We start from the raw sequence: 26,516 nt of genomic DNA, 5'->3' as shown, positions 1-26,516 counted from the left end.
AAAAGAGGAAGGTCCTTCGCTCCGCTACGCTGCACTCAGGATGACAGACGATTTTGGGCAGCTACTTCTTACTCTTTTGCCTTAATCTCAAACACATAGGCGCTGAGCGGAGCTAGGTTCAACGTCAGGCTTTCGGTAGTGGGGGCGTTGTTGAGCAGGTCGGTGTAGGTGAGGCGACCTAGGTTTAGGCCGGCGGCTTGCCTGGCGGCGGCCGGAATCTGGATGGTGGGCTTCAGGGTTTTGTCGCGGCTGAAGTTGACGACGATAAGCAGCTTCTGCTGATCAGTGTAGCGCAGGTAGCTATACACGGCGTGACGGTCGTAGCCTTCTGCCTGGCTATTGGCCTCTTGCAGTTCATAGAAATGGCCACGCCGGATAGCGTCGCTGCCTAACGTGAGGCGCAGCAAGCGGCCGTAGAAGTCGCGCAGGTGCTTCTGCTCCGTTGAGAGCCGGCCGCCGTCAAACTTGCCGCCGTTCATCCATTTTTGGTGTTCTGGCACACCCCAATAATCGAAGATGGTGGTGCGGCCGTCGCGGGTGCTGAAGCCCTCGGCATCGGCGGCGGGCTCGGCCACTTCCTGCCCAAAATACACCATCACAGGGCCAGAAGCTAGGGTCGCCGTGACGGTCATGGCCGGGATGGCCGTGCGCGGGTCGGTGGCGAAATCAGGCGAAGCAATGCGCTGCTCATCATGATTTTCCAGGAAGCGTAGCATGTGCGAGCCGAAGCCGCGGCTTTCTTCGCGCCATACGTGCGTGATGTCCTCGGTGGTCCCTTCGCCCCGCATCAGGCGGCGCAGGCCGTCGTAGAGCCCGACTTTATCATACAGAAAATCGAACTTGCCTTGCTCCAAATACTGCCGATACACCTGCGGATTGTAGGCTTCGCCAATGAACACCAAGCTAGGATTGATCTTCTTCAGCTCCGGAATGACATAGCCCCAGAACTCGATGGGCACCATTTCGGCCATGTCGCAGCGAAAACCATCGACGCCTTTCCGCGTCCAGAATACGAGAATGTCGCGCATCTTTCTCCAGGTATCCGGCACCGGCTCGAAGTGCTGCTGGCGGTTGTTCAGGTAATCGACGCCGTAGTTGAGCTTAACCGTTTCGTACCAGTCGTTGATAGATGGCTGCTCCGAAAACACGTCGTTGCCGGTAGCTTTGGCAGGCATTTCGAAGTACTTATGGTCTTCCTTCGGCCCGACAGCCGCCCCAAGCGGATTGGCCCCGGCTGGCACCACGAAGGATTTGCCGGGGATGTAGTAGAAGTTGTTTTGGGGCGCAAACGCTTTGTTTTTGTCGTCGTGCTCACCTAGGTCTACCACGCCGGCCGGCTTCGCATCCGACTTATACGAGCGCGCTACGTGGTTGGGGATGAAGTCGATAAGTACTTTCAAGCCGTTGGCGTGGGTGCGCTTTACCAGGGCCTCAAACTCCGTCATGCGGCCTTTCACGCTCACGGCTAAGTCGGGGGCTACATCGTAGTAGTCCTTCACGGCGTAGGGCGAGCCGGCGCGGCCTTTCACCACATCGGCGTCGTCCAGGGTAATACCGTGGGCGGTGTAGTCGGTCATGGTGGCGTGTTCCAGCACACCCGTGTACCATACATGGCTGACACCTAGCTTTTTAATTTCCTGCAGCGCCGTGTCGGTGATGTCGTTGAACTTGCCGACGCCGTTCTCGGTGATGGTGCCGTAGGGTTTGTTCGTCGTGACTTTATTGCCAAACAGGCGGGTCATCACCTGATAAATGACCATTTTATGGTCCTGCGGTACTTCGTTGGTGGTGTTCGGGTCAGCAAGAGCGAAAGAATCTGTCACGGGAGCGATGGTCGGGTTCGGCCTAAATGGAAGCTTAAACGAAACCAACGTAAGGGTAATCGCGGCAACCGGCAATAAAAATTTCTTCATAAAGCGAATGACTATAGGAGCACGCCACGGCGCGTTCGTCGCCTGCGCTGTCGGAGCGATTGGCAGTTCCGAACCTAGGATTGTTCAACGGCAGAACGCGCCGTGGCGCGTTCCTACATTACCACTCCTGCGTAATCGGGTGAATCATTAGCTCGTCGACAACGACGTGGGCGGGAGCCTCGAGCACGTAGCGCACGGCCTGGGCAATGTCGGAGGGCTTGAGGTGCGTTTTCTCCAATTCGGGGTTACCGGGCTGCCTGTCATTGAAATAGGTATCGACCAAGCCCGGATAAATGGTGCTGACTTTAATGCCAAACGGGCGCACTTCCTTGCGCAGGCTACCTAGCATGGCATCCTGGGCGGACTTGCTGGCACCGTAGACGGTGCCGTTGGGGAAGGTCCTTTTCGCAACGTCGGAGGCAATGGCAACGATGTGGCCGCGGCGCTGCTCCTTAAACAGCGGCACGATGGCTTTGCACATCAGGAAAGTGCCTTTCACGTTCACATCGAAGATTCGGTCCCACTCGGCTGATTCGAATTCTTCAAGCGGGCTGAAGCTGCCCACGCCGGCATTGCAGACCAAGATATCCAGGCGGCCGTAGTGGCGCAGGGTTTCCGCTACCACGTTCTGCACGTCGATTTCATCGCATACGTCGGCGGTAATGGCTAGGCCGCGGGTCTTGTGGGCTAGCTCCTCTAGCTCGTCGGTGGAGCGGGAGACGGCTACTACGCTGGCGCCTTGCATGGCCAGGAGCAATGCGGTTGCTTTCCCGATGCCGCGGCTGGCGCCCGTGACGATGGCAACTTGGTTGGTGAGGTCGTTCATGGTTAATAGCACGGGTTTTGTCGTTCTCGAGTTTTTAGCTGCTTCGTTCTGGGGTATTTAGCCCGCAGAGGGCGCAGTGTTTTCGCAGAGGACGCAGAGATGCACGAGAACGATATTTCCTATTTGATTCGGAAGGCGGCTTTTACGATTCATACTGCTTTGGGGCCAGGGCTGCTGGAATCGGTATATGAGACGCTGATGAGCCATGAGTTGCGCAAGGCCGGCTTAACGGTAAAAACGCAAGTGGCCTTACCTGTTCTATATGATGGCATACGGCTGGAAAACGGATTCCGTATGGACCTGATAGTGGAAGATAAAGTAGTGGTAGAGTTAAAATCTGTGGAGGTACTTCTCGAAGTACACCACATGCAACTACTCACCTATCTAAAGCTTTCCGGACACAAGCTAGGTCTACTCATCAACTTCAACGTACCCACTATCAAAGCCGGTATCTTCCGGAAAGTAAACGACCTGTAAGAACACTGCGCCCTCTGCGAAAACACTGCGTCCTCTGCGGGCTAAATACCCCAGAACAAAACTAAAGGACGTTACTTCCGCAGCTCCACCACCCAAGCCGTCCGCCCCGGAATGGTAAAGGAACCTAGGTCCGCCACCGCAGCCCCGGAAGTAATTTCCACGCCAGAAGTGAATCCCTTCGTCCGCTCGGCAAAGCGTGTTCCGTCCACTTTCTGCGCCTCCTTATTCCCGTTCATCAGCACCATCACCGTGTTGCCCTGCTCGTCGTAGCGGAAGTAGGTGTACACGTTATCCTGCGGGATGAACTGCATGAGCTTACCGGTTTGCAGGACCGGGTGCGCCTTGCGGTACAAACCTAGCTTGCTCATGTAGTTGAACGCCTCACCGGCCTGCCCCGTGCGGCCCGCCGCTGTGAAGTAGTTCTTCTTATCACCCGCCCAGCCACCGGGGAAGTCCTCGCGCACCAGCCCGTCCGGGGCGGAAAAGTTCTTCATCAGCACCTCCGTGCCGTAGTAGATATTCGGCACGCCCCGGGTCGTCATCATCCAGGCCAGACCCATCTTCAATTTATTAAAGTCCTCACCGACAACTGAGTAGAAGCGACTCTGGTCGTGGTTGTCGAGGAAGACGACGTTGCGGGTCGGGTCCTGGTACATCCAGTCGGCTTGCAGCGTGTTGTACAAGCGACCTAGGTCTACCTGATCTTTGTCTTTGTTCAAGGCGTCGCTGATGGCCGAGTTCATCGGGAAATCCAAGAGGCTAGGTAGGTTGGCCTTGAAGCCATCGACCGGCTGGAAAATGTTGCGCGCAAAGAAAGCCTCCTGCGCCACCGTGCCTACCGTTGCCTCGCCGAACATGGCAAGCTGCGGGTACTCATCCTGCAACGCTTTGCCCCACTGAAGCAGGAACTTTGCATCCGAATACGGGTAGGTATCGATGCGGTAGCCATCCAGCCCCGTGTACTCCACCCACCAGATAAAATTCTGAATCAGATAGTTAGCCACCATCGGGTTCGACTGATTCAGGTCGGGCATGGTGGTGTCGAACCAGCCGTCGGCGTAGAGCTTGGTGTCGTACTGCGAGGCGTACGGGTCGTTCAGGGGCGAGTTGTTGTAGTTGCTGCGCGTGAAGGTAGGCCACTGGTGCACCCATTCTTTCGTGGGTGGGTCGAGCTGCAAGTAGTTGTAGCTGCCCATGTGGTTGAGCACCACGTCGTGAATCACCTTCAGTCCTTGCTGGTGCGCTTTCTGCACAAACTGCACATACCCTTCGTTGCTGCCAAACCTAGGGTCGACGTTGTAATAGTCCGTCACGGCATAGCCGTGGTAGCTGGCTTTCGGCATGTCATTTTCCACAACCGGCGTCGGCCATATCGCCGTGACACCCAGCGACTTCAGGTAGTCGAAGTGGTTCTCGATGCCTTTCAGGTCGCCGCCGTGGCGGGCATACATCGAGTCGCGGGCAATGTGGTTCACGCGCGTGCCTTTCACCACGTCGTTCTTCGGGTCGCCGTTGGCGAAGCGGTCCGGCATCAGCATGTAGATGAAGTCGGCCGGCGTGATGCCTTGCACTCGGCTTTTATCCTGCGTGTTGCGGGCACGTAGCTCGTATTGGTACGTAACTTTCTTCTGCCCGCTGAAAGCCAAAGCTAGCTTGCCCGGCTTCGCCGCCGGACTAACCGTCAGATTAACAACCAAGTAGTTCGGACTTTCCAGCTTCTGGGTGCCGTCAAGCGTCACGCCGGCATAATTCAGACTCACCTGGCTGCTCCCGATTCCCGGCCCGTACACCAGCAGTTGCAGCTTCGGGTTTTTCATACCCGTCCACCAAAAGGTCGGGTCGATGCGGGTGATGGCCGCGTCTTTGGCGCTGGCCGCCAGGCGGGCGGCATTGTTGGCTAAGCCTGCAACCTGACTTACCTGAGCGGCAGCGGGTTGGGTTGCCAGCAGCGAGGCCAAACCTAGCAAGGAGAGTAGATGGGTGGGTTTCATGCGGAGGAAGACGGAAGGTTAAAACTCGGGACTGTATTACCATAGTCGTTCAACCGGGCTGTAGCCCTAGCCTGGGTGCTGCCACCGCGTTGAATCCGGCGCGAAACCCAACAAAAAAGCCCGGCTCTGGAGCAGAACCGGGCTTTGAATACACGAAATAAGCGAGCGGCACTACAACCTAGGTTTGCCTATAACTTATTGGTTTCTACCGCTACTGTGCCGCGCAGATGCGGGTCGTATTCTACCTTCCACACTCTGTCGTTCATGGAATTGGCATCGAGCCGGGTTACTTCGCCGACCCGGCCATCGGTAATGATTTCTAAGCGCAGGTGCGCATTTGCTGGGGGTCGGTTGTCGAAAAGAACATTTTTGAAGGAAACCGAAGCTTCCACATAATCCATGCGCCCAAAGGTGCCGATGGTGTACGTTTCGTTTATCTTATTTCCGAACGCTTTGTAGAGCGTGGGGCCCGGATTGTGGCCCCGGTCCCAATCCAGTACCGAGCGCACCGACAGCTCAGCGCCTAGCCCGCTCATATTCTGACCGATAACCCGCACTTGTACTACGTGACTACCGGCGGGCGGGGCGACGGTCTTGGTGGCGTTGTTGTCGTAGGTTAGCCAGGAGAGTTGCGGAACTAATAGCAGATAAGCGAAAGTAGATACTGTTTTCATACTACGAATATACAATAAATTCACAAATGCTTCATAGTCGAGCAGATACGTGATTTTCCGGGCCCGCAGGCCCGCGCCGCGGGGCATTCAGCTGCGTCCATTCAGCAAGCAGAACCGTAGTCTCTACGGATTCGGGCACTCACCCCAACCCTTTCTTGCCGCCTTCGTTTCTGAAAGCGAGCCGTCAGCTACCTAGCCCAGGGCAGCGGTTCTTTCACTTTTATCTCTACTGCTATGTCCACAAACTCCAACGTTGCCGATACGCTCAACGAGCTAACCCTGTTCATCAACGACCGCATCGAAGGCTACCGGCACGCGGCCGAAGACAGCAAAGATCCCGAGCACAAAGCCTATTACCAGCAGCTGGTCAGCCAGAGCCAACAGTTTGCCAATGAGTTGAATGGCTTCGCCAGCAGCGCCGGCGGCAAAGCCGAAACCGGCACCACCACCAAAGGCAAATTCTTTCGCGGCTGGATGGACGCCAAGGCCCTCGTGACCGGCAAAGACGAAAAGGCCATCCTCGACTCCAACGTGTACGGCGAAGAGTGGGCCCTGAAAGCCTACCAGGATGCGCTGGAAACGCACGACCTGCCCGCGCCCGTGCGCCAGGCCGTGGAGCGCCAGTACCAGGTTTCGCAGCAGACCTATCAGAAGCTTAAAAGCCTCGGTGGCGTGAGTCACCCCTAAATTTTGCTTTCTTGCACCGGAAGGCGGAAGCTGAACCCTAGGTTCGACTTCCGCTTTTTTCGGGCCTGTGCCCGAACTTAGGTTTCACTTTTATTTCGTCCCACTTTCCTTCATGGCTTTCGAATTCAAACCTTACACACCCGCGCCCGAGTTCAAAACCCAGGCTGCTTACTTTTCGATGGAATTTGCGCTCGATCAGGCGCTGAAAACGTACTCCGGCGGCCTGGGCTTCCTGGCTGGCTCGCACATGCGCTCGGTGTATGAGCTGAAGCAGAACCTTATCGGTATCAGCATCTTGTGGAGCTTCGGCTACTACGACCAAGGCCGTAACGAAGACCAGACGATGCGCGCTGACTTCCGCCAGAAATCGTACTCATTCCTGGAAGACACCGGCCTGGTTTTCCCCATCACCATCCACGATACAGAGGTGATGGTGAAAGCCTTGTACCTAGCCCCCGACACGTTCGGCACGGCCCCGATGTTCTTCCTGACCACCGATATTCCCGAGAACGACTTCATCTCGCGTACCATTTCCCACCACCTCTACGACGCCGACACGGCGGCCCGCATTGCGCAGTCGATTCTGCTGGGCGTGGGCGGTGGCAAGCTGCTTGATCTGCTGGGCGTGAACGTGGATGTGTACCACCTCAACGAAGGACACGGCCTGCCCCTGGCGTTCTACCTCTACGAGAAGCACGGCCGTCAATTGGCCGAGGTACAGAAGCGCCTCGTGTTCACGACGCACACGCCGGAGCTGGCTGGTAATGAGGAGCATCCGATGAGCTTGCTGGAGAAAATGTCTTTCTTCGGTCCTGTTCCCGCTGACGAGGTGCGTAAGGTAGCACGCGTCGAAAATGATGCGCTGAACTACACGCTCACGGCGCTGCGCTTCTCGCACATTGCCAACGGCGTATCGAAAGTGCACGGCGACGTAGCCAACGAAATGTGGGGCCACTACGAAGGCATCTGCCCGATCATCCCCATCACCAACGCCCAGAACGGCACCTACTGGCGCGACAAAACCCTGCACGAAGCTCTCGAAGCCAACGACGACGCGGCGCTGAAAGCCCGCAAGCGCGAGCTGAAGCAGGAGTTTTTCAAGATTGTAGCCGACCAGACGGGCACCCTGCTCGACCCCGACAAGCTGACGGTGGTGTGGGCCCGCCGCTTCGCCGGCTATAAGCGCGCCGACCTGATTCTGCACCACTTCGAGCGGTTCCTGAAGATCATCAACGACGCCGACCGGCCGGTGCAGGTGATTTGGGCAGGCAAGCCGTACCCCAAGGATTACGGCGCTATCAACCTGTTTAACAGCATTATCCGTCGCGTGAAAGGGCAGAAAAACTGCGCCGTGCTGACGGGCTACGAGCTAGCTTTGTCGGCCTACATGAAGAAGGGTTCGGATATCTGGCTGAACACGCCCCGCTTCCCCCGCGAAGCGTCGGGCACCAGCGGCATGACCGCTGCCATGAACGCCAGCCTGAGCCTGAGCATCGCCGACGGCTGGATTCCGGAGTTTGTGCGCCACGGCGAAAATGGCTTCCTCATCGGGCACACCGACATCAACCAGCCCGACAACGTAAAGGACGACATCGAGGCCACGAACCTGCTTGATGTGCTGGAAAACGAAATCGTGCCGCTCTACTACGGCCAGCCCGATCAGTTTCTGAACATCGCCAAAACCGCCATGCGCGAAATCGAGCCCGAGTTCGGCTCCAACCGTATGGCCACAGAGTACTACCAGAAAATGTATAACGTGAAGTAGAACCGTAGCGCGAAGCTCCCGCTTCGCGTATCGTTGAACGATATTCGTTGGTGCAGCACCTAGGTTTAGTCGTTCAACGATGCGCGAAGCGGGAGCTTCGCGCTACATCCTACTGCTCGTCAGAACCGTTTGCAGTACGGCCCACACGTTATCGGCTAATATCTTCTGCCCCTGCGCGTTGGGGTGTACGCCATCGGGTAGGTTCAACTCCCGGATACCGAGGACGCCTTGCAGCAAAAACGGCACAAAAGCGACGTTGTTCTTCTCCGCCAGGGTGCGAAACAGGGCTTTAAACTCGGCTGCGTACCGACCGTATTGGTGTCCGCCTAGCATGCTCAAATCGAAGGGAAACTCCAGGCCGACGAGCACGATGCGCGCCTGCGGATATTTCAGCCGCACCTGATCGATAATGTGTTGCAGGTTCTGCGTGGTTTCGCGCACCGGAATGCCGCGCAGGCCGTCATTGGCACCTAGCTCCAGCACAAATACATCGACCGGCTGGCGGGCCAGCACGCCGGCAAGGCGCTGCCGACCGCCGGCAGTCGTCTCGCCGCTTACGCCGTAGTTGAAAGCTTTGTACGGAAGCTGAAGTGAATCAAGGCGTTGTTGAATGAGCGACGGAAACGCTTCGCTGGCGCGGAGCTGGTAGCCAGCCGTCAGGCTGTTGCCGAAGAAGATGATGTTTTGCATACGAAGAGGCTGAGCTGCGAAAACCTGACGCACCGCACCAGCGGCGCCCGACGGCTGGCGAGCGGTGCCGAAAGCCAGCAGCAGCAGGAGCAGCAGAAAGCGTACGGTGAGAAAGGATAAAAGGCAGCGGAGACTCCAAGATTGAAGCCTACGCTGCCTTTTCGTTATACCGCAAGAAGATGCCCTAGGTTGGCCTACCCGCCAATCATCCCGAGCCCGAAGAAGAACAGCAGCTGCAACAGGTACACGAACGGCACCAGCGGGTTGCGCTTCACGAAGTAGGTGCGGTTGAAGTACACCTGAAGGATGAGCGCCAGCGCAAACCAGGCTTTGAAGTTCTGCATCGGGATAATGTCGTAGCGCCATGTCCAGAAGCCGTAGCGCACGGCCACCGGCTCGATGCACACATCCATGCCCACCACCAAAATGGCAGCAATGATAGCCCGCACGAAGCTAGGTACCCGCACGTATTCGGCCAGAATGCCGGCCATATAGGTCAGCATGAGCCAGTTGAGGCCGATGAGCAGCGGTACGCCCATCCATTTCCAGCCCAGTACCGCACCGTAGTCGTACTGCCCAAACAGCCGGCCGGTCTGCACGCCAGCCACTTCCACGAAGAAGCTCACCGCCGCCACCGTGATGCAGAAAACCACAAACGCCGCACTCCGGTCGGGCTGGAAGGCGAGCAGCAGCAGCATGGTAAGCAGCAGGTTCAGGGGCACAAACTGCAAATAAAAGCTAGGGTCCTGGGAAAAAGCCAGCCCCAAAAAGCCCGTGACGTGAAAAAGCAACAGCACACCCTGCGCCACGCGCAGCCGCCGATTGTAGGCGCTGGACGCGGTTAGCTGCGGCGTAGGAGCCTGTTGAGTTGATTCGGAAAAAGACATGCAGGAAATGTTGAATGCTTAATGTTGAGTGCTGAATTAACCTTACGGGATCAGGCGAATTTGTTCTGTGCCGTTATGAATCGACTGTCATTCCGAGCAGGGCGAGGAATCTGGGTAACGAACCTAGGTTGCTAAGCCCAGATTCCTCGCCCTGCTCGGAATGATAGGTTTAGCCCATTGTTTAAACCCCGACAAAATAGCGTCATTCAAAATTCAACACTTAAAGCTCAAAACTACTAAACCAGGTCGGCCACAATCTTGGCCGAGAGCAGGCACAGCGGAATCCCGCCGCCGGGGTGCACGCTGCCACCGCAAAAGTAGAGCCCATCGAGCTTCCGCGAAAAGTTGGGGTGGCGCAGAAATGCGGCCAGCGCGTTGTTGGAGCTGCTGCCATACAAAGCGCCGCCAAACGACGACGTGCGCTGCTCAATACCGCGCGGGTCCCACACCTGCTCCGCCCGAATCAGCGGCTCCACGGCGACACCTAGGTTCCGGCTCACTTTGTCGAGCACGGCCTGGCGGGTTTGCTGGATGAGGGCGTCCCAATCCTGGCCCTGGTGGTGGGGCACGTTCACCATCACAAACCAGTTTTCGTGGCCAGCGGGCGCATCCGTGAGCGTCTTTTTGGAGGTGATGTTCACGTACACCGTCGGGTCGGTGCTGACGGTTTTTTGCTGGAATATGGCGTCAAACTCCTGCTTGTAGTCTTTAGAAAAGAAGATGTTGTGCAAACCTAGCTCGTCGAACGCGTGGGCAATTCCCCAGTAATAAATCAGGGCCGAAGAAGAACGCGGCTGACCTAGGGTGCGCTCCGGCGCGGGCTGGTGGGGCAAGAGCTTTCGGTAGGTCGGCACCACGTCCATGTTGCTGACTACCACGCCCATATCGTACACATCCAAGGACGTGCGCACGCCCGTCACGCGTCCCCCGGCCGTCAGGATTTCCTCCACGGGTTCGTTGTAGTGGAAGCTCACGCCTAACTCCTCGGCCAGTTCCACCAGGCTGCGCGCAATGCTGTAGATGCCGCCTTCCGGGTAGAAAGCGCCAATGCCGTGCTCCAGGTGCGGAATCAGGCTGAGCGTGGCCGGCGCCTGGTACGGGTCGGAGCCGTTGTAGGTGGCAAATCGGTCGAAAAGCTGCACGAGGCGCGGGTCCTGGAAAGCCTTGGCGTGGCGCTGGTGCATGGTGCCCGTCAGACCTAGGCCCGGCAGCGCGGCCAGGGCTTTCAGCACGTCGGCGTTAAAATATGTGCCCGCCTTATGCAGCGACTTGTGCAGAAACGTCTTCTCGGTGGCGTGGTAAGCGTGGGCACTCCGGCTCAGAAAGCTCACCACGTCGCGGGCTGGCACACCTAGCTTGGCTTCGATTTCGGCGGCAAATTTCTCCGTATCGGCCCAGGCATTAAGGCGGGTGCCGTCGGCGAAGAAGTAGTGCGTGATGGGGTCGAGCCGCTCGTAGCGAAAGTGCTCTTTCGGGTCGCGCCCCGCCAGCCGGAATATATCGTCAACCAGTTGAGGCAGTGTAAATAACGAGGGTCCCGCATCGAAGCGGTAGCCGCCGGGCAGCTCAAACTGGTGCATCTTGCCCCCAAACGTATCGGCGGCCTCAAACACCGTCACAGCGTGGCCCTTCAAAGCTAGCCGCACGGCCGTGGCAATGCCCGCAATGCCGGCGCCAACAACGGCAGCGGGTTGTTTGAGAGAGGAAGCGAGTTTCGGTCGGGTCACAGCGTTTACTTAAGATGCACTTAGTATGCTTATAACCCGCAAAGCTCGCTTTATTCTTCGCGCAAGTGCATCAAATTGTAGTAAGCGGCTCTTTAGAACCTAGCTCGTTACTCCAGCCGGGCAATACGCTGGTAGCGCATTTGCGTGGGCTGCGCCGTATCGGCATAGAACACATACTTTGCCATCAGGGCTTCTACCTGAAAGCGCATCTCCGAGGGTCGTTGAGGCCCCTGAAAGTGTTTCATCTGCGAGAATGGTACTTCAGTAACGCTCGAGGGGTTATGCTTATCTATTAAGTACACCCCGCGTTCTGCATCCAGCAAGCAGTAGGTATGAGTTTGCCTTATGTAGTGTCGCGGCACGTCGTAACCAATAGTGCCCTCTGGGCCGTTGTAGCGAAATGCTTTCAGCACGCGACCTTTCAGGCTGCTTATAAACGCATTCGGCATGTTGCGGCGTGCTTTGTCCTCCACCCATTCCGGAGCGTAGAAGCCAGCCGTTTCCGTAGCATCCATCTGCGTGCCAAGTGCTTCGCCGGGTCGGTCATGGTACTCACCGTACTGATAGATGGTGCACAGCGTCGTGTCGCTCAAGGGGAAAGCCGCCAGCAGCTGCGCTTTCGGCTTCAACAGATTCACTGGGCGTTCGTTCAGGCGCAGCAGTTCCTGGCAGGTCAGCACGGTGCCGTCAGGCAGCAGGCGCGGCTCGCAGTCGGGACTCTCGTAGTTAGAAGTGTAGCTGGCAGCTAAGCGCCGCACCCTACCATCGAGCCCCAGCACGATGACGCACTCCTGCCACACGTCGCTGTAGGGAATACCGACATCGAGCAGGAAAGCCAGGGTTTGGCTCGGGGCGTGGTAGCCGATGAACCTAGGTCGCTCCGGGTTGCTGACCATCACCACGTCGCGGCTGAGCACGTTGTAAAAATCAGCCTTGCGCAACCGTCGACGAAACACTTGCCGTCCTGCTGGGTCGAGTAGCGTGATAAGCTGGCTGCCTTCGTAGCCCTGCACGCTGCCGTCTTGAGCAAAGGCGCTCGTATCGGCGGCAAAGGTGGGCCCTACCACGCCTTCCGACGTTGTTACCAGCGGCTTGGTCGAATCCGTTTCGGCGCGCAACAGCAATCGGTAGCGCTGCTGCCCGATGTAAAAAGTAGTATCATGGCCTTCATGGTAACCTAGGTGCGTCCGGCTGGCATCTACCGTGTCGGGCGCAGCTGGCTGAGCTGGCGCAGGCTTTAAAGCAGGATTCGTAACGGTAGTTTCAGCAGCTGCCTGCGAGGCAGATTCCGTGGTTTGTCGTTGCCCGCACGCTGTTATTGTTAAGAGTAGCAGTAGCGAAGGATACAGTAAATAGTGTAGCATAAAACAGTTAAGATAATTTTTCGGCGCAGAAAGCATAGCCTGGCCGAACCGAGTAGCAGTTAGCTAATCAATGTAGTTTTTCACCTTACGAAAGGAAAAACCTATAAAGCAAGGAGCTTGCCTGCTCCAGATAAAAATATAAATTTCAACCTATATTAACTGAGATAGGGAATGATTCGCTGGTCCAGAATATGGCTGATTGGCTGGCTGGTGTTTTACGCGGGCGTGCTGCCGAAGGCCGTGCCCATCTGCCTCGATTGGATGAGTCGTTCTTCCACCTGGCGCTTTAGCTGCGGCATCCTAGGTATGACGGTCTTAGCAGTGGGTGTGGCCTTTTCTTTGTACCAAGCCGGACGGGCGCTTACCCGCCATTTTTTCAACTAGCCTTCCACTCCTTTTCCTACGCTCTATGGCAGAATTTCAACTCAATCCAGGCCGCAGCTGGCTCCGACCGATTATCTACCTAGGTCTCCTGTTTGTGGCACTTATCGCCGGGTGCAGCCTGATCAAGGTTGAGCGCATCGACGCCGGCAACGTGGGTATCAAGGTAAACCTGGCCGGCTCTTCCCGCGGTGTCGACGACATCACCTACACCACGGGTTGGGTGTTTTATAGCCCTTTGAGCACGGCCGTGTACGAGTTTCCGATCTACACCCAACACAAAGAGTACGAGGAGTTTGAAGTGCAGAGCAAGGATGGTTCAGGGTTCGGCGTAGCACCTAGCCTCAACTACTTTGTGCAATCGGATAAGGTAGACGACATCTTTCGCCAGTACCGCCGACCGCTGCCGGCCATTGAGGAAGGCTTCCTGAAAACCGCCGTGTACGAGGCGTATCGCGTGGCCACCAACCGCTACACCGCCGACAGCCTCATCAGCAACCGCGGCAGCTACGAAGCGCAGGTGAAAGCCAACCTCGTGAGCCAGCTGCAAGCCATGGGCTTCACCGTTCAGCAAATCACCACGAAGCTGGAGCCGCCCGCGAGCCTGAAAGCCGCCATCGATGCCAAGAACACGGCCGTGCAAACCGGCTTACAAACCGAAAACCGCATCCGGCAGGCCGAAGCCCAAGCCCGCATCAACATCGCCGAAGCCGAAGGCCGGGCCAAAGCCATCCGCATTGCTGCCGATGCGCAAGCCTACGCCAACGAAAAGCAGCAACAGTCGCTCACACCGCTGCTGGTGCAAATGCGCTGGATTGAAGCCTGGGAAAAAGGCGGCAGCAACGTGCCGACGTATACTTCGGGTGGCGGTGGCGGCCAATTCTTGTTGCAGCTTCCGCCTGTTGGCAGTACGCCGAAGCAGTAGCTTATTGCTGCTACATAAAAGAGAGGCGTCACACCTAGGTAGGTGTGACGCCTCTCTTTTATGTAGTTCGAGTCTGATTATCCGACCGCCAGCACCAGCCCTTTCAAATACTCGCCTTCCGGGTGAAACAAGCTCACGGGGTGGTCGGCGGGCTGGGTGAGGCGGTGCAGGATGCGCGCGGGCCTGCCGGCTTCGATGGCCGCAGCCAGCACCGCACCCTCAAACAGCTCAGCCGAAACCACTTGCGAGCAGCTGAACGTGAACAGCAGCCCGCCCGGCGCAATGCGCTTCAGGCCTTCGATGTTCAGACGCTTATAACCCATCAGGGCATTGTGGCGGGCGGAGAGGTGCTTGGCAAACGCCGGCGGGTCGAGCACGATGAGGTCGTACTGCTCCTGGCTGGCTTTCATGAAGCTGAACACATCTTGGGCATACGCTTCGTGCTTGCTGGCCAGGCCGGTTAGCTCGGCGTTGCGGTCGGTGAGTTCGATGGCGCGCTTGGAGCTATCCACGGAGTGCACCAGCTCGGCGCCGGCTTGCAGCGCATAAGAACTAAAGCCACCGGTGTAGCAGAACGTATTGAGCACGCGGCGGCCGGGCGCGTAGCGGGCCAGCAATTGGCGGTTGTCGCGCTGGTCGATGAAGAAGCCAGTCTTCTGCCCCGTTTCCCAATCGACAGCGAACGGGTGGCCGTTTTCGTGCACGATGTGCTCAGCGCCGCTCGACTGGCCGAAGAGGTAACCGTTCTTCGCGTCGGGGGCAGCTTTGGCGGGTACCGTTTCAGCGCTTTTATCGTAGATGGCGCGCAGGTTTCCGCCGAGCACTTGCTGCAAGGCGACGGCTATTTGGGGGCGGGCGTGGTACATGCCGGCGCTGTGTGCTTGCAGCACAGCTACATTGTCGTACACGTCTACAATCAGGCCGGGCAGACCGTCGCCCTCGGCGTGCACGAGGCGGTACACGTTGGTTTGCGGGTCACTGCCGGTCAGACCTAGGTTTTGGCGCAGCTGGTAAGCATTGCGCAGCCGCTCTTCCCAAAACCCGGCGCCGGGCTCAGCGGCATCTGCACCGAAGCGCAGCATGCGCACGGCAATGGAGCCAGGCGCATAGTGGCCTACGCCGAGCGGCTCGCCATTGGCGGCCTGCACTGCTACCACTTCTCCTTCCTGGGGCTGCCCTTGCATGCGGGCAATAGCGCCCGAAAACACCCACGGGTGCAAGCGGCGGAGAGATTGGTCTTTACCAGGTTTGAGGGTGATGGTGGCGGGCATGAGCAACTGATTCGGAAATGAAAGCGACAAAGGTACATCCGCCGAAGCAGTTGCCGCCGCGCAAAGTTCCGCGGGCGCTGTAGTTGCACGATGTAGCGCGAAGCTCCCGCTTCGCGCTACATCGTGCAACTACAGCCTAATCCTAATCAGTTAAACGTACGCCGGTAGATCGGCTTGCGGTAGGCAAACTGCGCCCACATGGCCGGGTACAACAAGGCATCGAGCCAGCGAAAAGCGGTGCGGTATTCCAGGGCATCGACAATCACGCTGCCCTTTCCATCGGGTGCGGGCTCAATGAGGTGGCGGTGGCGCCAGAAACGCAGCGGCTTCGGCAACGTTTGGCCTTCGTCGATGAAGTAGTGGGTGCCGTCGGGTTGCACGCCGTCGTCGGTGATGAGGCTGGTCCAGCGCTGACGCAGGGGGCCGGTTTGCAGCTCGATTTCTACCACGTCGCCGCGGCGGCAACCGTCGAAGCGCAGCAGCTTCAGCTTGGGGAAAGGCGGCGCCAGGCTCACAAACAAAGCCTGATTGAAACCAGCCATAACCTGAGCAGGCGATTGACGAACGTGGGTGCGCAGAGTGACGTGCATAGCTAGGCAACGCAAGGTCAACCGTTTTGTTCGGCTTGAGCGAGACGAATGCAACGCCTCTCATTGCACGGTGTAGCGCGAAGCTCCCGCTTCGCGCCTCGTTGAACGACTTACACCTAGGATGCGGCAACGATAATCTTTCAACGACACGCGAAGCGGGAGCTTCGCGCTACATCGTACAACGAGACGCGCTACCTGCTATCTTACTCAGCTCCTAACCTAGCTCCACTGTGCCAATCCTCGACCACTTACCCGGCCGCACGCTCACGGCGCATGGCCGCGACTACTTGTTTTGCAGCGGCACCAGCTACCTAGGTATGGCCCGCAATGTAGCCTTTGCCGAGCTGGTGCAGGAGGGCATGCGCCACTACGGCACCAACTACAGCAGCTCGCGCCACTCCAACTTGCAGCTGGCCGTGTTCGAGGAAGCAGAGCAGCTGCTTCGCGCCCAGACCGGCGCGGAGGCGGCTCTTACCGTATCATCGGGTTACTTGGCGGGGCAGATGGCCGTGCGAGCCTTGGCTAACCACGGCCGTTTTGAGTACGCGCCCGGCACACATCCGGCCGCCTGGCTGGCCGAGCATCCAGCCGCTACCACCAACCCACCTTCCTACGACGCCTGGAGCCGGCAACTACTTGACAACCTAGCTTCCACGCCCCCGGAGCCCGTGGTTATCGTCAGCAACTCACTGGACCCGTTGCGGGTGAAGCGCTACGACTTCCGCTGGACCGCCGAGTTGCCCACCGACCGGCCCATCACCTTGCTCCTCGACGATTCGCATGGCTTCGGCGTTATTGGGCAGGATGGCGCCGGCATTATTTCCGAAATCCAAGTACCTGCGTCGGTGCGGCTGGTGGTAGTCAGCTCCTTGGGAAAAGCGTGTGGCGTGCCGGGCGGGGTGGTGCTATCCGACGAAACGTTTGTGGCGCAACTGCGGCGTAGCGGCTTCTTCGGGGCCAGCTCGCCGGTGGTGCCCGCCTACCTATATGCGTTTGTGCGGGCTACTGCGCTGTACCGGCAGGCGCGGGCGCAGCTACAAGCTAACCTAGCTCAATTTGCCGAGGGAGTTGAAGCCTTGAGCTTGTTCGATTTCGCCCAGGACTTTCCGGTTTTCTACACGCCGCTGAATGCGCTAGCGGCTTATCTGGAGCAGCACAACGTACTGATTTCCAGCTTTGTGTATCCCACCCCGGCCGATCCGTGCATCACCCGCGTGGTGCTCAGCAGCCTGCACATCCCCGACGATATTGCGCTGGTGGCGGAGCTGGTGCGCAGCTTCGCCGAGCATCTTCAGCAAGGCTAGGTATTGGTTTTCAAGCGCCTGCACGGGCAGCAAAGTAGCGCAGACTTTGTAGTCCGCACTACGACTGACCTAGGTGCGGACCACAAAGCTCGCACTACGTCAAGACTCGCCGGCAGGTGAAAGCACAACTTCATGTGTTAAACACTCGTCTTCTGTCTTATTGAACCCACTTCCTTCCAGCTCTAAAACCGTACATACCAGCCATGGCTCTTTCACCTAAACAACGATTAGTCAATCAAATAGCCCTGGTAACGGGGGCTAGCTCCGGTATCGGGGCTGGCGTGGCCAAAGCGCTGGCCGCCGACGGCGCTACCGTGGTCGTGAACTATCACCACGATGAGGAAGGCGCCAATAAAACCAAGCAGGAGATTGAAGACCTAGGTGGCAAGGCCATCACCATCCATGCCGATGTAAGCAAGGAAGAGGACGTGCAAAGCATGTTTAAGCAGGTTATCGATCAGCTTGGCACGGTGCACATTCTCATCAACAACTCTGGCCTTCAGGAAGATGCGAAGTTCCTGGACATGACCCTGGACCAGTGGAACAAGGTAATCAGCGTGAACCTGACCGGTCAGTTTCTGTGCGCCCGTGAGGCCGCCCGTGAGTTTGTGCGCCGCGGTCCGCAGCCCGAGATTTCCAAGGCCACTGGCAAAATCATCTGCATGAGTTCGGTGCACGAAGTTATTCCGTGGGCCGGCCACGTCAATTATGCCTCTTCTAAAGGTGGCATTATGCTGTTGATGAAAAGCATGGCCCAGGAGCTAGCCCCGCACAAGATCCGGGTGAACAGCATCGGGCCGGGCGCCATCAAAACGCCCATCAACAACGAAGCTTGGGAAACGCCCGAAGCCGCCGCTAAACTCCTAAAGCTCATCCCGTACAACCGCATTGGCGAGGTGTCCGACATCGGCGACGTAGCCGCTTGGTTGGCTTCCGACGAGGCCGATTACGTGACCGGCACCACCATCTTCGCCGACGGCGGCATGACTCTGTATCCGGGCTTTGCGGATAATGGGTGATTGTTGGCTGGTAGCTGCTAGCTATTCAAAACGATTAGCTGTCGGGAAGTCCTGAAAATGGCCTGTCATGCTGAGCCTGTCGAAGCATCTCTACCGCAATGGTAACTCCAATGCTTGTGCAACGAAGCAGTAGAGATGCTTCGGCAGGCTCAGCATGACTCAAAACGACTTTCTACCTAGCTTCACTAGCAGCTAACAGCCCTCAGCCAATAGCTAACAGCCGAATCATGACTCCAGAACACCAACGCTTGGCTGACGCCAAGGACAAGAAAGCTCCTTGGCGGCGCTTCGGCCCTTATTTATCGGAGCGGCAATGGGGCACGGTGCGCGAAGACTACAGTGCCAGCGGCGACGCCTGGAACTACGTGACTCACGACATGGCCCGGAGCTACGCCTACCGCTGGGGCGAAGAGGGCCTAGGTGGCATCAGCGACGATGAGCAGCTGCTGTGCCTGGCGTTGGGGCTATGGAACGGACACGACCCCATTCTAAAAGAACGCCTGTTTGGGCTGAGTGGGGCCGAGGGCAACCACGGCGAAGACGTGAAAGAGGTGTATTACTACCTCGACAGTACGCCCACGCACTCCTACATGCAGATGCTGTATAAGTACCCGCACCACGCGTTTCCGTACGCGTGGCTGGTGCAGGAAAACGCCCGTCGGGGTCGCGGCAAAACGGAATTTGAGCTGCTGGATACGGCCGCCTTCCACGAAGACCGCTACTTCGACGTGTTTATGGAGTACGCCAAAGCTAGCCCCGAAGACCTGCTGCTTCAGTACACGGTCGTGAATCGGGGGCCGGAGACGGCTACCGTGCATGTGCTGCCGCAGCTCTGGTTTCGCAACACCTGGGCCTGGGGCAAAGACGACTACCGGCCACAGCTCAGCGTAGCTGCGCCGGGTACCATCGCCGTGGAGCACCGCGAACTGCCCGACTTACGCCTCTACTGCGACCAGCAGCCAGAGTTGTTGTTTTGCGATAATGTCACTAATGCCCCGCGCCTGTACCATGCTGGGTCGTACGAGCGGTTTTTCAAAGACGGCGTCAACGAATACCTGCTCCACGGCAATCAGGCGGCCATCAACCCCGAGCAGCAAGGCACCAAGGCAGCTGTGCACTACACCCTAACGCTGGCCCCCGGCCAAAGCCAGACGGTACGGCTACGGCTGGGCAGCCCCGACCTAGCTTCGCCCTTCGCTGATTTCGACAGACTGCTCAAGCAGCGCCGCAGCGAAACAGACTCATTTTACCAGGAAGTTCAAAAGGACATCCAGAGCGCAGATGCGCGTAACGTGCAGCGGCAGGCGTTTGCGGGCATGCTGTGGAGCAAGCAGTTCTACTACTACGACGTGACCGAGTGGCTCGACGGCGACCCCGCCATGCCGCCCCCACCTAAGCAGCGGCGTGAAGGCCGCAATAGCGGTTGGCGCCACCTCAACAACGCCGACATCATCTCGATGCCTGACAAGTGGGAGTACCCGTGGTACGCGGCTTGGGACCTAGCTTTTCACTGCCTGCCGCTGGCCCAACTCGACCCGGATTTTGCCAAAAGCCAACTGCGCCTGCTGCTGCGCGATTGGTATATGCACCCCAACGGCCAACTGCCGGCCTACGAGTGGGCGCTCGGCGACGTGAACCCACCGGTGCACGCCTGGGCCACCTGGCGCGTGTACAAGATGGAGCAAAAACAAAGCGGCGGCCAAGGCGACACGGCCTTTTTGGAATCGGTATTTCACCGGCTGCTGCTCAACTTCACGTGGTGGGTGAACCGCAAAGACAATCACAACAAGAACATTTTTCAGGGCGGCTTCTTGGGGTTGGACAACATTGGGGTGTTCGACCGCAATGCGACGTTGCCCGCGGGCTTCTACATCGAGCAGGCCGACGGCACTTCCTGGATGGCCATGTACACGCTGAATATGATGCGTATGGCGCTGGAGCTGACCAAAACCAACCCCGTGTACCAGGACTTGGCTAGCAAGTTCTTCGAGCACTTCCTCTACATTGCCGGGGCCATGACTGACGCCGATAATGCCGGCCTAGACCTCTGGGATGACGAAGATGAGTTTTACTACGATGTGCTGAACACCCCTGATAAAGGCCGACACGCTCTGAAAGTGCGCTCCATTGTGGGGCTGATTCCGCTGTTTGCAGTAGAGGTGCTCGACGAGGATCTGCTCAAGGAGGCACCTAGGTTTGTGAAGCGCATGAACTGGTTTTTGGATAACCGGCCCCAGCTGGCCAGCCTTGTGTCGCGGTGGCAGGAGCCGGGCAAGGGCGACCGGCACCTGCTCTCGCTGCTGCGCGGCCACCGGGTGAAACGCCTGCTGAAGCGGATGCTCGACGAAGCCGAGTTCCTCTCCGAATACGGCGTCCGGGCCTTGTCGCGCTACCACGCCGAGCACCCTTACGTGTATCATACGCCCAAGCAGGACTTTACCATCAACTACGAGCCGGGCGAATCGGCTACCGACCTGTTTGGCGGCAACTCCAACTGGCGCGGGCCGATCTGGTTTCCGATCAACTTCCTGCTGATTGAATCGTTGCAACGCTTTTACCACTACTACGGCGACGACTTCAAGGTGGAGTATCCAACTGGCTCGGGCCAGTATTCGACACTACTGGAAATTGCCGATGCCTTGACGGAACGGCTTACCAAGCTCTTTTTGCGTAATGGTCAGGGCCAGCGCCCTGCTTTCGGCGGCGATAAGCGCTTGCAGACGGACCCTAATTTTCGCGACTACCTCTTATTTCACGAGTATTTCCACGGCGACAACGGCCGCGGCCTGGGCGCCAGTCACCAAACCGGCTGGACGGGGCTGATTGCCAAGGTGTTGCAACCTCGCATCATGCCGTAGGAACGCGCCACGGCGCGTTCTCGTCCGCGCCCGCATGCCCAATTTTGCATTGATCTGTCCAAAGAATTATCTAACCTGAGCTAACGGAGGGTCGTTCAACGCCGAACGCGCCGTGGTGCGTTCCTACATGCCTGTTATTAAATGACGTTTGACGCTACCATCACCCAGGATTTCAACCAAGCCGTAAGCCGTGAGTGGCTGGAAACCAATAACCTAGGTGGCTGGGCCAGCTCCACCATCAGCGGCGCACACAGTCGGCGCTACCACGGCTTGCTGGTGGCCGCCACTCGCCCGCCCGTCGATCGGCAGGTGTTGTTATCGAAGCTAGACGAAACGCTGATTATCGGCGGGCAGCGTCATGACCTAGGTTGTAATCAGTACCCCGGCGCGGTGCAGCCGCAAGGCTACCAATACCTTACGCAATTCCGGCGCGACCTTTTCCCGGAGTTTACCTACGAAGCTGGGGGCGTGACGCTACGCAAAACTATCGTAGCACTGGCTGGCGAAAACACTACGCTTATTCAGTACGAAGTGCTGGCGGCCGAGGCGTCTTTCACGCTAGAGCTGCTACCCTTCCTGGCAGGCCGCAACTGCCATGATTTCCGTCACGCCGATGACTCTTCGCAGCCCGATTTTACTCGCACCGATGACGTGTTTCAGATCAGGCCGCAGCCCAGCTCGCCGGATCTGTTTATCTCCGTGCCCGGCGCCACGTACGAACCTAGGTCACTGTGGTTCTATCAGTTAGAATATGCCGTGGAGCAGGAACGCGGTGAGTCCACCCACGAAGATTTATTCAGTCCCGGCTCGTTTTCTCTGCCTCTAGACCTAGGTGCTACGGTTCAGATTCTGGTTTCTACCAGTTCGCCGGCCGGGCGTGATGCAGCCGCGTTGCTGGCCCAGGAGCAGCAACGGCGCACGGCCTTGCTCCCTCCCAATGCCGCACCCGACAGCCTTCAGCGCATCTTAACTCTCGCCGCCGACCAGTTTATCGTACGACGCGGCGCTGATCTAAAAACCGTAGTAGCTGGTTATCATTGGTTTACTGATTGGGGCCGCGACACCATGATTGCATTGCCGGGCCTGTGCCTCACCACCGGCCGCCTCGCTGATGCCCGTCTCATCCTGCAAGCCTTTGCCGAATCGGTGAGCGAGGGGATGCTGCCCAACCGCTTTCCCGATTCGGGCGAAGCGCCCGAGTATAACACCGTCGACGCGACGCTATGGTTTTTCGTGGCCATTTACCACTACCGCCAAGCAAGCGGCGACGATGAATTTGTGCGCGAAACCTTGCTGCCGGTACTCCTCGACATTCTGGCCTGGCACCAGCGTGGCACCCGTTTCGGCATTCACGTCGCGGAAGATGGCCTGCTCTCGGCGGGCGAAGAAGGCCAGCAGCTTACCTGGATGGATGCCAAAGTTGAAGGCTGGGTCGTGACGCCGCGCCAAGGCAAAGCTGTAGAAATAAACGCTTTGTGGTACAACGCTTTGCGCATAGCTTCGGCCTTGGCCTACGATTTCAGTTCACCTGAAAAGGGGCAAGAGATGGAAGCGCAAGCCAGCCAAGTCTTCGCTGCCTTTCAACCTAGCTTCTGGAATGCCGACCTGGGTTGCCTCTACGACTGCCTCCCTCCAGATGGCTTACCTGACGCGAGCATTCGGCCTAACCAGCTCTTTGCGCTCAGCCTGCCCTTCCCGCTGCTCACCGGCGAACGAGCAGCGCAGGTGCTCGCCGTCGTCGAGAAGCACCTATACACGCCCGTCGGCTTGCGCAGCCTTTCACCCGAAGATCCTAGGTATCAACCCATTTACGAAGGGTCATTGCGGCAGCGCGACGGTGCTTACCACCAGGGTACCGTTTGGAGCTGGCTGCTCGGGCCGTATGTAGATGCGCTGTTGCACGTATACGGCCCAGACCTAGGTCGGCAGAAGGCCCGCCAGGTTTTGGATGCGCTGACCTATCATCTGCGCGAAGCCGGTGTAGGCACCATCTCCGAAATATTTGATGGGCAAGCGCCGCACCGGCCCCGCGGCTGCATAGCGCAGGCCTGGAGCGTGGCCGAAGTGCTGCGCGTGGCAGTTGAACTACAAACAGAATAGAAGCGCCTCACCCCCTAGCTCCCTCTCCTTTTCGGAGAGGGAGCTAGGGGGTGAGGCGCCTTGTAAGCATTAACTTAACCGATAACTTTCTCTTTATGCCTGCCCCCGCCACCTGGATTGACGTGACCACCACCATCGAAGATGGCATGGTACACTGGCCCGACAACGCGCCCGTTCACATCACCCACACTTCCAGCATTGCCAACGGCGATGCTGCTAACGTAACCAAGCTCTCGATGAGCGCCCACACGGCCACGCACGTCGATGCGCCGCTGCACTTCATTGCCAATGGCGACGATGTGACCACACTCGACCTGGCTACCCTGATGGGCCCCGTGCGGCTGGTGCAAATACAAGATCCAGAGGCTATTAAGCTCAGCGAAATCCAGGATCTGCCGCTGGCGCCCAGCGAGCGGGTGTTGTTCAAAACCCGCAACTCGGCCGCGGAGTGGGCTACAGCTCCTTTCAAAAAAGACTTTGTGGCGTTGGCAGCAGATGCCGCCAAGTTTCTTCAGGAGAAAGGTGTCATTTGCGTGGGCGTTGATTATCTGTCAGTTGGAGGACCAGAAGCCCACCACGCGCTGCTCGATAACGGCATTACGGTGATAGAAGGCCTGGCCTTGCAGCACGTCGAGCCAGGTGCCTACGAGATGATCTGTTTGCCGCTGAAGATCAAAGGCTCGGACGGCGCTCCGGCGCGGGTGCTGCTCAGGCAGTTGTAGCGCGAAGCTCCCGCTTCGCGTATCGTTGAACGATTACGTTAGCAAGACCTAGGTGCCAGTCGTTCAACGATACGCGAAGCGGGAGCTTCGCGCTACATCGTTCTACAGCAGCTTATCGGGCGTGATGGGCAGGTTGCGGATGCGCTTGCCGGTGGCGTGATACACGGCATTGGCAATGGCAGCCGCAGCACCGGTGACAGCGATTTCGCCGGCGCCGTGCGCGCCTAACGGGGTGTGTGGGTCGGGAATACTGAGTGCGTGCACCTCAATGCGCGGCAAGCCGACGGCAACAGGCACATGGTATTCGCTGAGGCTGGAATTCGGAATGCGGCCGTCGCGCAAGTCCCACTTGGTTTCTTCCCACAGCGCCATCCCGATGCCCATGGTCACAGAACCCAGGAATTGCGAGCGGGCGGTTTTCTCGTTCAGGATGGTGCCGCAATCGTACACACCCACCCAGCGCGACACCAGCACCTCGCCCGTATCCTCGTGCACGCGCACCTCGCAAAACTGCGCCCCAAACGAATGGAAAGAGTAGGCCATTTCTTCCAGCTTTTCCTTCAGAAAAGCTGGAAAGCTAGCCTGCGCTTCGAGGCTGTCTTTCCCTTCGCGAGCCAGGATAGCCGCGTAGGTTTCGCCCTGCGTTGGGTGATCTTTGTAGAACAGTCCATTGTCGCGGGCTTCGAGGTCATCGTAGCTAGCTTCGTGCAAAGGCGAGCTGGGGTGTTTCACAGCCAGGCGCAGCAACTGGCGCTTGAGGTCTTCGCAGGCTAGCTCCACGGCTCCGCCCACCGTGATGGTGGTAGTGGATCCGAAGCTGCCGTTCGCCTTGGGCAACAAGGAATCGCCATACTCAAAGCGCACTTTTCCGACGGGCAAACCTAGCTGATCGGCAGCATTTTGGGCTTGCACGGTAGCCGTGCCAGTCCCCATTTCGTGGGTGGCGCTCTGCAACACCACCGTGTCATCAATAGAAATATGGACCTTGACTTCGGCGCTACGCTTGTTGGCGGGGTAAAAAGCACTGGCCACGCCCTGCCCGATCAGCCACGGCCCTTCCCGCTGGCTGCGCGGCTCGGGGTTGCGCTGGTTCCAGCCAAACTTTTCGGCTCCTTGTGCGAAGCATTCTTTCAGGTGTCGACTCGAAAACGGAACGTGCATGGTCGGGTCCTTCCCGGGTTCGTTGCGTAGGCGCAGCTCGATGGGGTCGAGGCGCAGCGCGTAGGCCAGCTCATCCATCGCCGACTCCAGCGCAAACGTGCCAATGCCTTCACCTGGCGCCCGCATGAAGGTATTAGGCACCATATCGAGCCGCACCAACTTCTGCTGAATCAGGATGTTAGCGCTGGCATAGAGGTGGCGCGTGACAAAGGAAAAATGCTCGGCGAAGGTGTTGCTGGTGGAGCTGGCCGTGGTGCCGGTGTGAATCACGGCTTGCAGTCGGCCTTCCGCGTCGGCACCTAGGGCCACGCGCTGCTCGCTGGGTGTGCGCGGCCCGACCATGTAGAACATGTCTTTGCGCGGTAGGTCCACTTTCACCGGTCGGCCTACTACTTTGGCCGCCATGGCCGTCAGCCCGACGTGCGGCCACGCGCGGCCTTTGCTGCCAAAAGCCCCGCCCACGAAGGCCGAAACAACCCGCACGTTTTCTTCCGATAGCGCGAACATTTCCGAGAGCATTTTGCGCACCCCGAAGATGTACTGCGTTGAATCGTAAACGATTAACTGATCTTCGCCTTCCCAATAAGCCAGGGTGTTGTGCGCCTCAATGGCGTTGTGGCTATAGGGTGGCGTGGTGTAGGTATAGTCAATCTTGAACGGCGCGGCGGCCAGGGCTTCTTCGGCGTTGCCCTGCTTTACTTCGGGCTTCTCGTTCAGCACCTTTTCAGGCACGAAAGCCCGCGGCTTTTCGGCCACCAATGATAGCCGCGCTGGCTCAGCTTCTGCGTAGCTGACGCGCACCAGCGCCGCGGCGTGCTCGGCCTGGTCGAGGGTTTCGGCCACTACTACGGCCACGGGCTGCCCATGCCAGCTTACCTCATCTGTGTTGAGCACCAGTAGGGTAGTGGGTGAGGCGCTGGGCTCTTTGTCGCTGGGGTCAAACTCCTTGGTGGGGTGCCGCTTAGGCGCATTTTCGTGGGTTATCACGGCCAGCACGCCGGGCGCCTGCTCAGCGGCTTTGGTATCGTAGGCTACGATGCGGCCTTTGGCAATGGTGCTGCGCACGAGCACGCCATACGCCACCTGCCCAACTGGTATTTCGGCCGTGTAGCGCGCTTGGCCGGTTACTTTCAAGCAGCCGTCAACCCGGTCGAGCGGTCGACCTACTTCTTTGGTTTTCATCA

Annotated in this window: 22 protein-coding genes; 11 read left to right on the top strand and 11 right to left on the bottom strand. The window is 58.2% G+C overall.

Annotated features, from left to right (window positions below; all coding sequences use genetic code 11):
• Nucleotides 1-68: 68 nt before the first annotated feature.
• The gene (locus IEX74_RS06730; protein ID WP_373285536.1) at nucleotides 69-1,823 is read right to left on the bottom strand and encodes an alpha-amylase family glycosyl hydrolase; all 1,755 of its coding nucleotides are present in this window, start codon (nucleotides 1,821-1,823) and stop codon (nucleotides 69-71) included.
• A 208-nt stretch (nucleotides 1,824-2,031) separates the two neighbouring features.
• On the bottom strand, nucleotides 2,032-2,739 hold the full coding sequence (locus IEX74_RS06725) for an SDR family oxidoreductase (RefSeq protein ID WP_188812374.1): 708 nt from the start codon (nucleotides 2,737-2,739) through the stop codon (nucleotides 2,032-2,034).
• A gap of 99 nt (nucleotides 2,740-2,838) precedes the next feature.
• Here IEX74_RS06725 and IEX74_RS06720 point away from each other — a divergent pair, with 99 nt between their 5' ends.
• Entirely contained in the window at nucleotides 2,839-3,216 is a 378-nt protein-coding gene (locus IEX74_RS06720) for a GxxExxY protein (RefSeq protein WP_188812372.1), read from the top strand.
• 71 nt (nucleotides 3,217-3,287) lie between these two features.
• On the opposite strand, the gene IEX74_RS06715 is transcribed toward IEX74_RS06720, so the two are convergent.
• Nucleotides 3,288-5,207: a glycoside hydrolase family 13 protein gene (locus tag IEX74_RS06715; protein ID WP_188812370.1), complete on the bottom strand. Its 1,920-nt coding sequence runs from the start codon at nucleotides 5,205-5,207 to the stop codon at nucleotides 3,288-3,290.
• A 188-nt stretch (nucleotides 5,208-5,395) separates the two neighbouring features.
• Nucleotides 5,396-5,881: a hypothetical protein gene (locus tag IEX74_RS06710; protein ID WP_188812368.1), complete on the bottom strand. Its 486-nt coding sequence runs from the start codon at nucleotides 5,879-5,881 to the stop codon at nucleotides 5,396-5,398.
• A gap of 234 nt (nucleotides 5,882-6,115) precedes the next feature.
• Here IEX74_RS06710 and IEX74_RS06705 point away from each other — a divergent pair, with 234 nt between their 5' ends.
• Nucleotides 6,116-6,568 (top strand): ferritin-like domain-containing protein, encoded by a 453-nt coding sequence (locus IEX74_RS06705; RefSeq protein ID WP_188812366.1) that lies wholly within the window; start codon nucleotides 6,116-6,118, stop codon nucleotides 6,566-6,568.
• A gap of 112 nt (nucleotides 6,569-6,680) precedes the next feature.
• The gene (glgP, locus tag IEX74_RS06700) at nucleotides 6,681-8,333 is read left to right on the top strand and encodes an alpha-glucan family phosphorylase (protein WP_188812364.1); all 1,653 of its coding nucleotides are present in this window, start codon (nucleotides 6,681-6,683) and stop codon (nucleotides 8,331-8,333) included.
• Nucleotides 8,334-8,435: 102 nt separating this feature from the next.
• Here the strand turns inward: glgP and IEX74_RS06695 are convergent, their stop codons facing one another.
• Nucleotides 8,436-9,023: an arylesterase gene (locus IEX74_RS06695; RefSeq protein WP_188812362.1), complete on the bottom strand. Its 588-nt coding sequence runs from the start codon at nucleotides 9,021-9,023 to the stop codon at nucleotides 8,436-8,438.
• Between IEX74_RS06695 and IEX74_RS23340 the strand changes: the two genes are divergently transcribed.
• Nucleotides 9,018-9,143, top strand: a complete 126-nt coding sequence (locus IEX74_RS23340; RefSeq protein ID WP_262892025.1) for a hypothetical protein — start codon at nucleotides 9,018-9,020, stop codon at nucleotides 9,141-9,143. The genes IEX74_RS06695 and IEX74_RS23340 overlap by 6 nt on opposite strands.
• A 74-nt stretch (nucleotides 9,144-9,217) precedes the next feature.
• Here IEX74_RS23340 and IEX74_RS06690 read toward each other — a convergent pair whose 3' ends face one another.
• The 3 genes from IEX74_RS06690 to IEX74_RS06680 all read right to left on the bottom strand — a co-directional run bounded on the left by IEX74_RS06690 (nucleotide 9,218) and on the right by IEX74_RS06680 (nucleotide 13,001).
• Entirely contained in the window at nucleotides 9,218-9,910 is a 693-nt protein-coding gene (locus IEX74_RS06690; RefSeq protein ID WP_188812360.1) for a carotenoid biosynthesis protein, read from the bottom strand.
• A 236-nt stretch (nucleotides 9,911-10,146) separates the two neighbouring features.
• A complete protein-coding gene (gene crtD / locus IEX74_RS06685) occupies nucleotides 10,147-11,637 on the bottom strand; it encodes a 1-hydroxycarotenoid 3,4-desaturase CrtD (protein ID WP_188812358.1) in 1,491 nt (496 codons plus the stop codon).
• Between the two features lie 107 nt (nucleotides 11,638-11,744).
• Complete coding sequence (locus IEX74_RS06680) at nucleotides 11,745-13,001, bottom strand: hypothetical protein (protein WP_188812356.1); 1,257 nt, start codon at nucleotides 12,999-13,001, stop codon at nucleotides 11,745-11,747.
• A 171-nt stretch (nucleotides 13,002-13,172) separates the two neighbouring features.
• Here IEX74_RS06680 and IEX74_RS06675 point away from each other — a divergent pair, with 171 nt between their 5' ends.
• Nucleotides 13,173-13,385 (top strand): hypothetical protein, encoded by a 213-nt coding sequence (locus IEX74_RS06675; protein ID WP_188812354.1) that lies wholly within the window; start codon nucleotides 13,173-13,175, stop codon nucleotides 13,383-13,385.
• Between the two features lie 25 nt (nucleotides 13,386-13,410).
• Nucleotides 13,411-14,307: a prohibitin family protein gene (locus IEX74_RS06670; RefSeq protein ID WP_188812352.1), complete on the top strand. Its 897-nt coding sequence runs from the start codon at nucleotides 13,411-13,413 to the stop codon at nucleotides 14,305-14,307.
• A 77-nt stretch (nucleotides 14,308-14,384) separates the two neighbouring features.
• On the opposite strand, the gene IEX74_RS06665 is transcribed toward IEX74_RS06670, so the two are convergent.
• Nucleotides 14,385-15,578 (bottom strand): class I SAM-dependent rRNA methyltransferase, encoded by a 1,194-nt coding sequence (locus IEX74_RS06665; protein WP_188812350.1) that lies wholly within the window; start codon nucleotides 15,576-15,578, stop codon nucleotides 14,385-14,387.
• A gap of 146 nt (nucleotides 15,579-15,724) precedes the next feature.
• A complete protein-coding gene (locus tag IEX74_RS06660; RefSeq protein ID WP_188812348.1) occupies nucleotides 15,725-16,168 on the bottom strand; it encodes an SRPBCC family protein in 444 nt (147 codons plus the stop codon).
• Between the two features lie 230 nt (nucleotides 16,169-16,398).
• On the opposite strand from IEX74_RS06660, the gene IEX74_RS06655 reads away from it, so the two are divergent.
• From IEX74_RS06655 to IEX74_RS06635, 5 genes are all read left to right on the top strand, one after another.
• Nucleotides 16,399-17,472 (top strand): aminotransferase class I/II-fold pyridoxal phosphate-dependent enzyme, encoded by a 1,074-nt coding sequence (locus IEX74_RS06655; protein ID WP_229755140.1) that lies wholly within the window; start codon nucleotides 16,399-16,401, stop codon nucleotides 17,470-17,472.
• Nucleotides 17,473-17,675: 203 nt separating this feature from the next.
• Nucleotides 17,676-18,491, top strand: coding sequence for an SDR family oxidoreductase (locus tag IEX74_RS06650; protein ID WP_188812346.1), 816 nt, complete (start codon nucleotides 17,676-17,678; stop codon nucleotides 18,489-18,491).
• Nucleotides 18,492-18,718: 227 nt separating this feature from the next.
• Nucleotides 18,719-21,349, top strand: a complete 2,631-nt coding sequence (locus IEX74_RS06645; RefSeq protein WP_188812344.1) for an MGH1-like glycoside hydrolase domain-containing protein — start codon at nucleotides 18,719-18,721, stop codon at nucleotides 21,347-21,349.
• Between the two features lie 141 nt (nucleotides 21,350-21,490).
• Nucleotides 21,491-23,449, top strand: a complete 1,959-nt coding sequence (locus IEX74_RS06640) for an amylo-alpha-1,6-glucosidase (protein ID WP_188812342.1) — start codon at nucleotides 21,491-21,493, stop codon at nucleotides 23,447-23,449.
• A gap of 95 nt (nucleotides 23,450-23,544) precedes the next feature.
• The gene (locus IEX74_RS06635; protein WP_188812340.1) at nucleotides 23,545-24,171 is read left to right on the top strand and encodes a cyclase family protein; all 627 of its coding nucleotides are present in this window, start codon (nucleotides 23,545-23,547) and stop codon (nucleotides 24,169-24,171) included.
• 102 nt (nucleotides 24,172-24,273) lie between these two features.
• On the opposite strand, the gene IEX74_RS06630 is transcribed toward IEX74_RS06635, so the two are convergent.
• Nucleotides 24,274-26,514 (bottom strand): xanthine dehydrogenase family protein molybdopterin-binding subunit, encoded by a 2,241-nt coding sequence (locus tag IEX74_RS06630; RefSeq protein ID WP_188812338.1) that lies wholly within the window; start codon nucleotides 26,512-26,514, stop codon nucleotides 24,274-24,276.
• Nucleotides 26,515-26,516 lie beyond the last annotated feature (2 nt).

The sequence above is a fragment of the Hymenobacter cavernae genome (assembly GCF_014641455.1).
GTDB classification, from domain to species: domain Bacteria; phylum Bacteroidota; class Bacteroidia; order Cytophagales; family Hymenobacteraceae; genus Hymenobacter; species Hymenobacter cavernae.
This window is presented reverse-complemented; position numbering and strand designations above follow the sequence as displayed.

Coding starts and splice junctions, on each gene's coding strand:
- glgP (WP_188812364.1), top strand. CDS start 6,681: ATGGCTTTCGAATTCAAACCTTACACACCCGCGCCCGAGTTCAAAACC.
- IEX74_RS06660 (WP_188812348.1), bottom strand. CDS start 16,168: ATGCACGTCACTCTGCGCACCCACGTTCGTCAATCGCCTGCTCAGGTT.
- IEX74_RS06725 (WP_188812374.1), bottom strand. CDS start 2,739: ATGAACGACCTCACCAACCAAGTTGCCATCGTCACGGGCGCCAGCCGC.
- IEX74_RS06665 (WP_188812350.1), bottom strand. CDS start 15,578: ATGCCCGCCACCATCACCCTCAAACCTGGTAAAGACCAATCTCTCCGC.
- IEX74_RS06705 (WP_188812366.1), top strand. CDS start 6,116: ATGTCCACAAACTCCAACGTTGCCGATACGCTCAACGAGCTAACCCTG.
- IEX74_RS06640 (WP_188812342.1), top strand. CDS start 21,491: ATGACGTTTGACGCTACCATCACCCAGGATTTCAACCAAGCCGTAAGC.
- IEX74_RS06710 (WP_188812368.1), bottom strand. CDS start 5,881: ATGAAAACAGTATCTACTTTCGCTTATCTGCTATTAGTTCCGCAACTC.
- IEX74_RS06715 (WP_188812370.1), bottom strand. CDS start 5,207: ATGAAACCCACCCATCTACTCTCCTTGCTAGGTTTGGCCTCGCTGCTG.
- IEX74_RS06720 (WP_188812372.1), top strand. CDS start 2,839: ATGCACGAGAACGATATTTCCTATTTGATTCGGAAGGCGGCTTTTACG.
- IEX74_RS06690 (WP_188812360.1), bottom strand. CDS start 9,910: ATGTCTTTTTCCGAATCAACTCAACAGGCTCCTACGCCGCAGCTAACC.
- IEX74_RS06695 (WP_188812362.1), bottom strand. CDS start 9,023: ATGCAAAACATCATCTTCTTCGGCAACAGCCTGACGGCTGGCTACCAG.
- IEX74_RS06630 (WP_188812338.1), bottom strand. CDS start 26,514: ATGAAAACCAAAGAAGTAGGTCGACCGCTCGACCGGGTTGACGGCTGC.
- IEX74_RS06670 (WP_188812352.1), top strand. CDS start 13,411: ATGGCAGAATTTCAACTCAATCCAGGCCGCAGCTGGCTCCGACCGATT.
- IEX74_RS06645 (WP_188812344.1), top strand. CDS start 18,719: ATGACTCCAGAACACCAACGCTTGGCTGACGCCAAGGACAAGAAAGCT.
- IEX74_RS06635 (WP_188812340.1), top strand. CDS start 23,545: ATGCCTGCCCCCGCCACCTGGATTGACGTGACCACCACCATCGAAGAT.
- IEX74_RS06650 (WP_188812346.1), top strand. CDS start 17,676: ATGGCTCTTTCACCTAAACAACGATTAGTCAATCAAATAGCCCTGGTA.
- IEX74_RS06680 (WP_188812356.1), bottom strand. CDS start 13,001: ATGCTACACTATTTACTGTATCCTTCGCTACTGCTACTCTTAACAATA.
- IEX74_RS06675 (WP_188812354.1), top strand. CDS start 13,173: ATGATTCGCTGGTCCAGAATATGGCTGATTGGCTGGCTGGTGTTTTAC.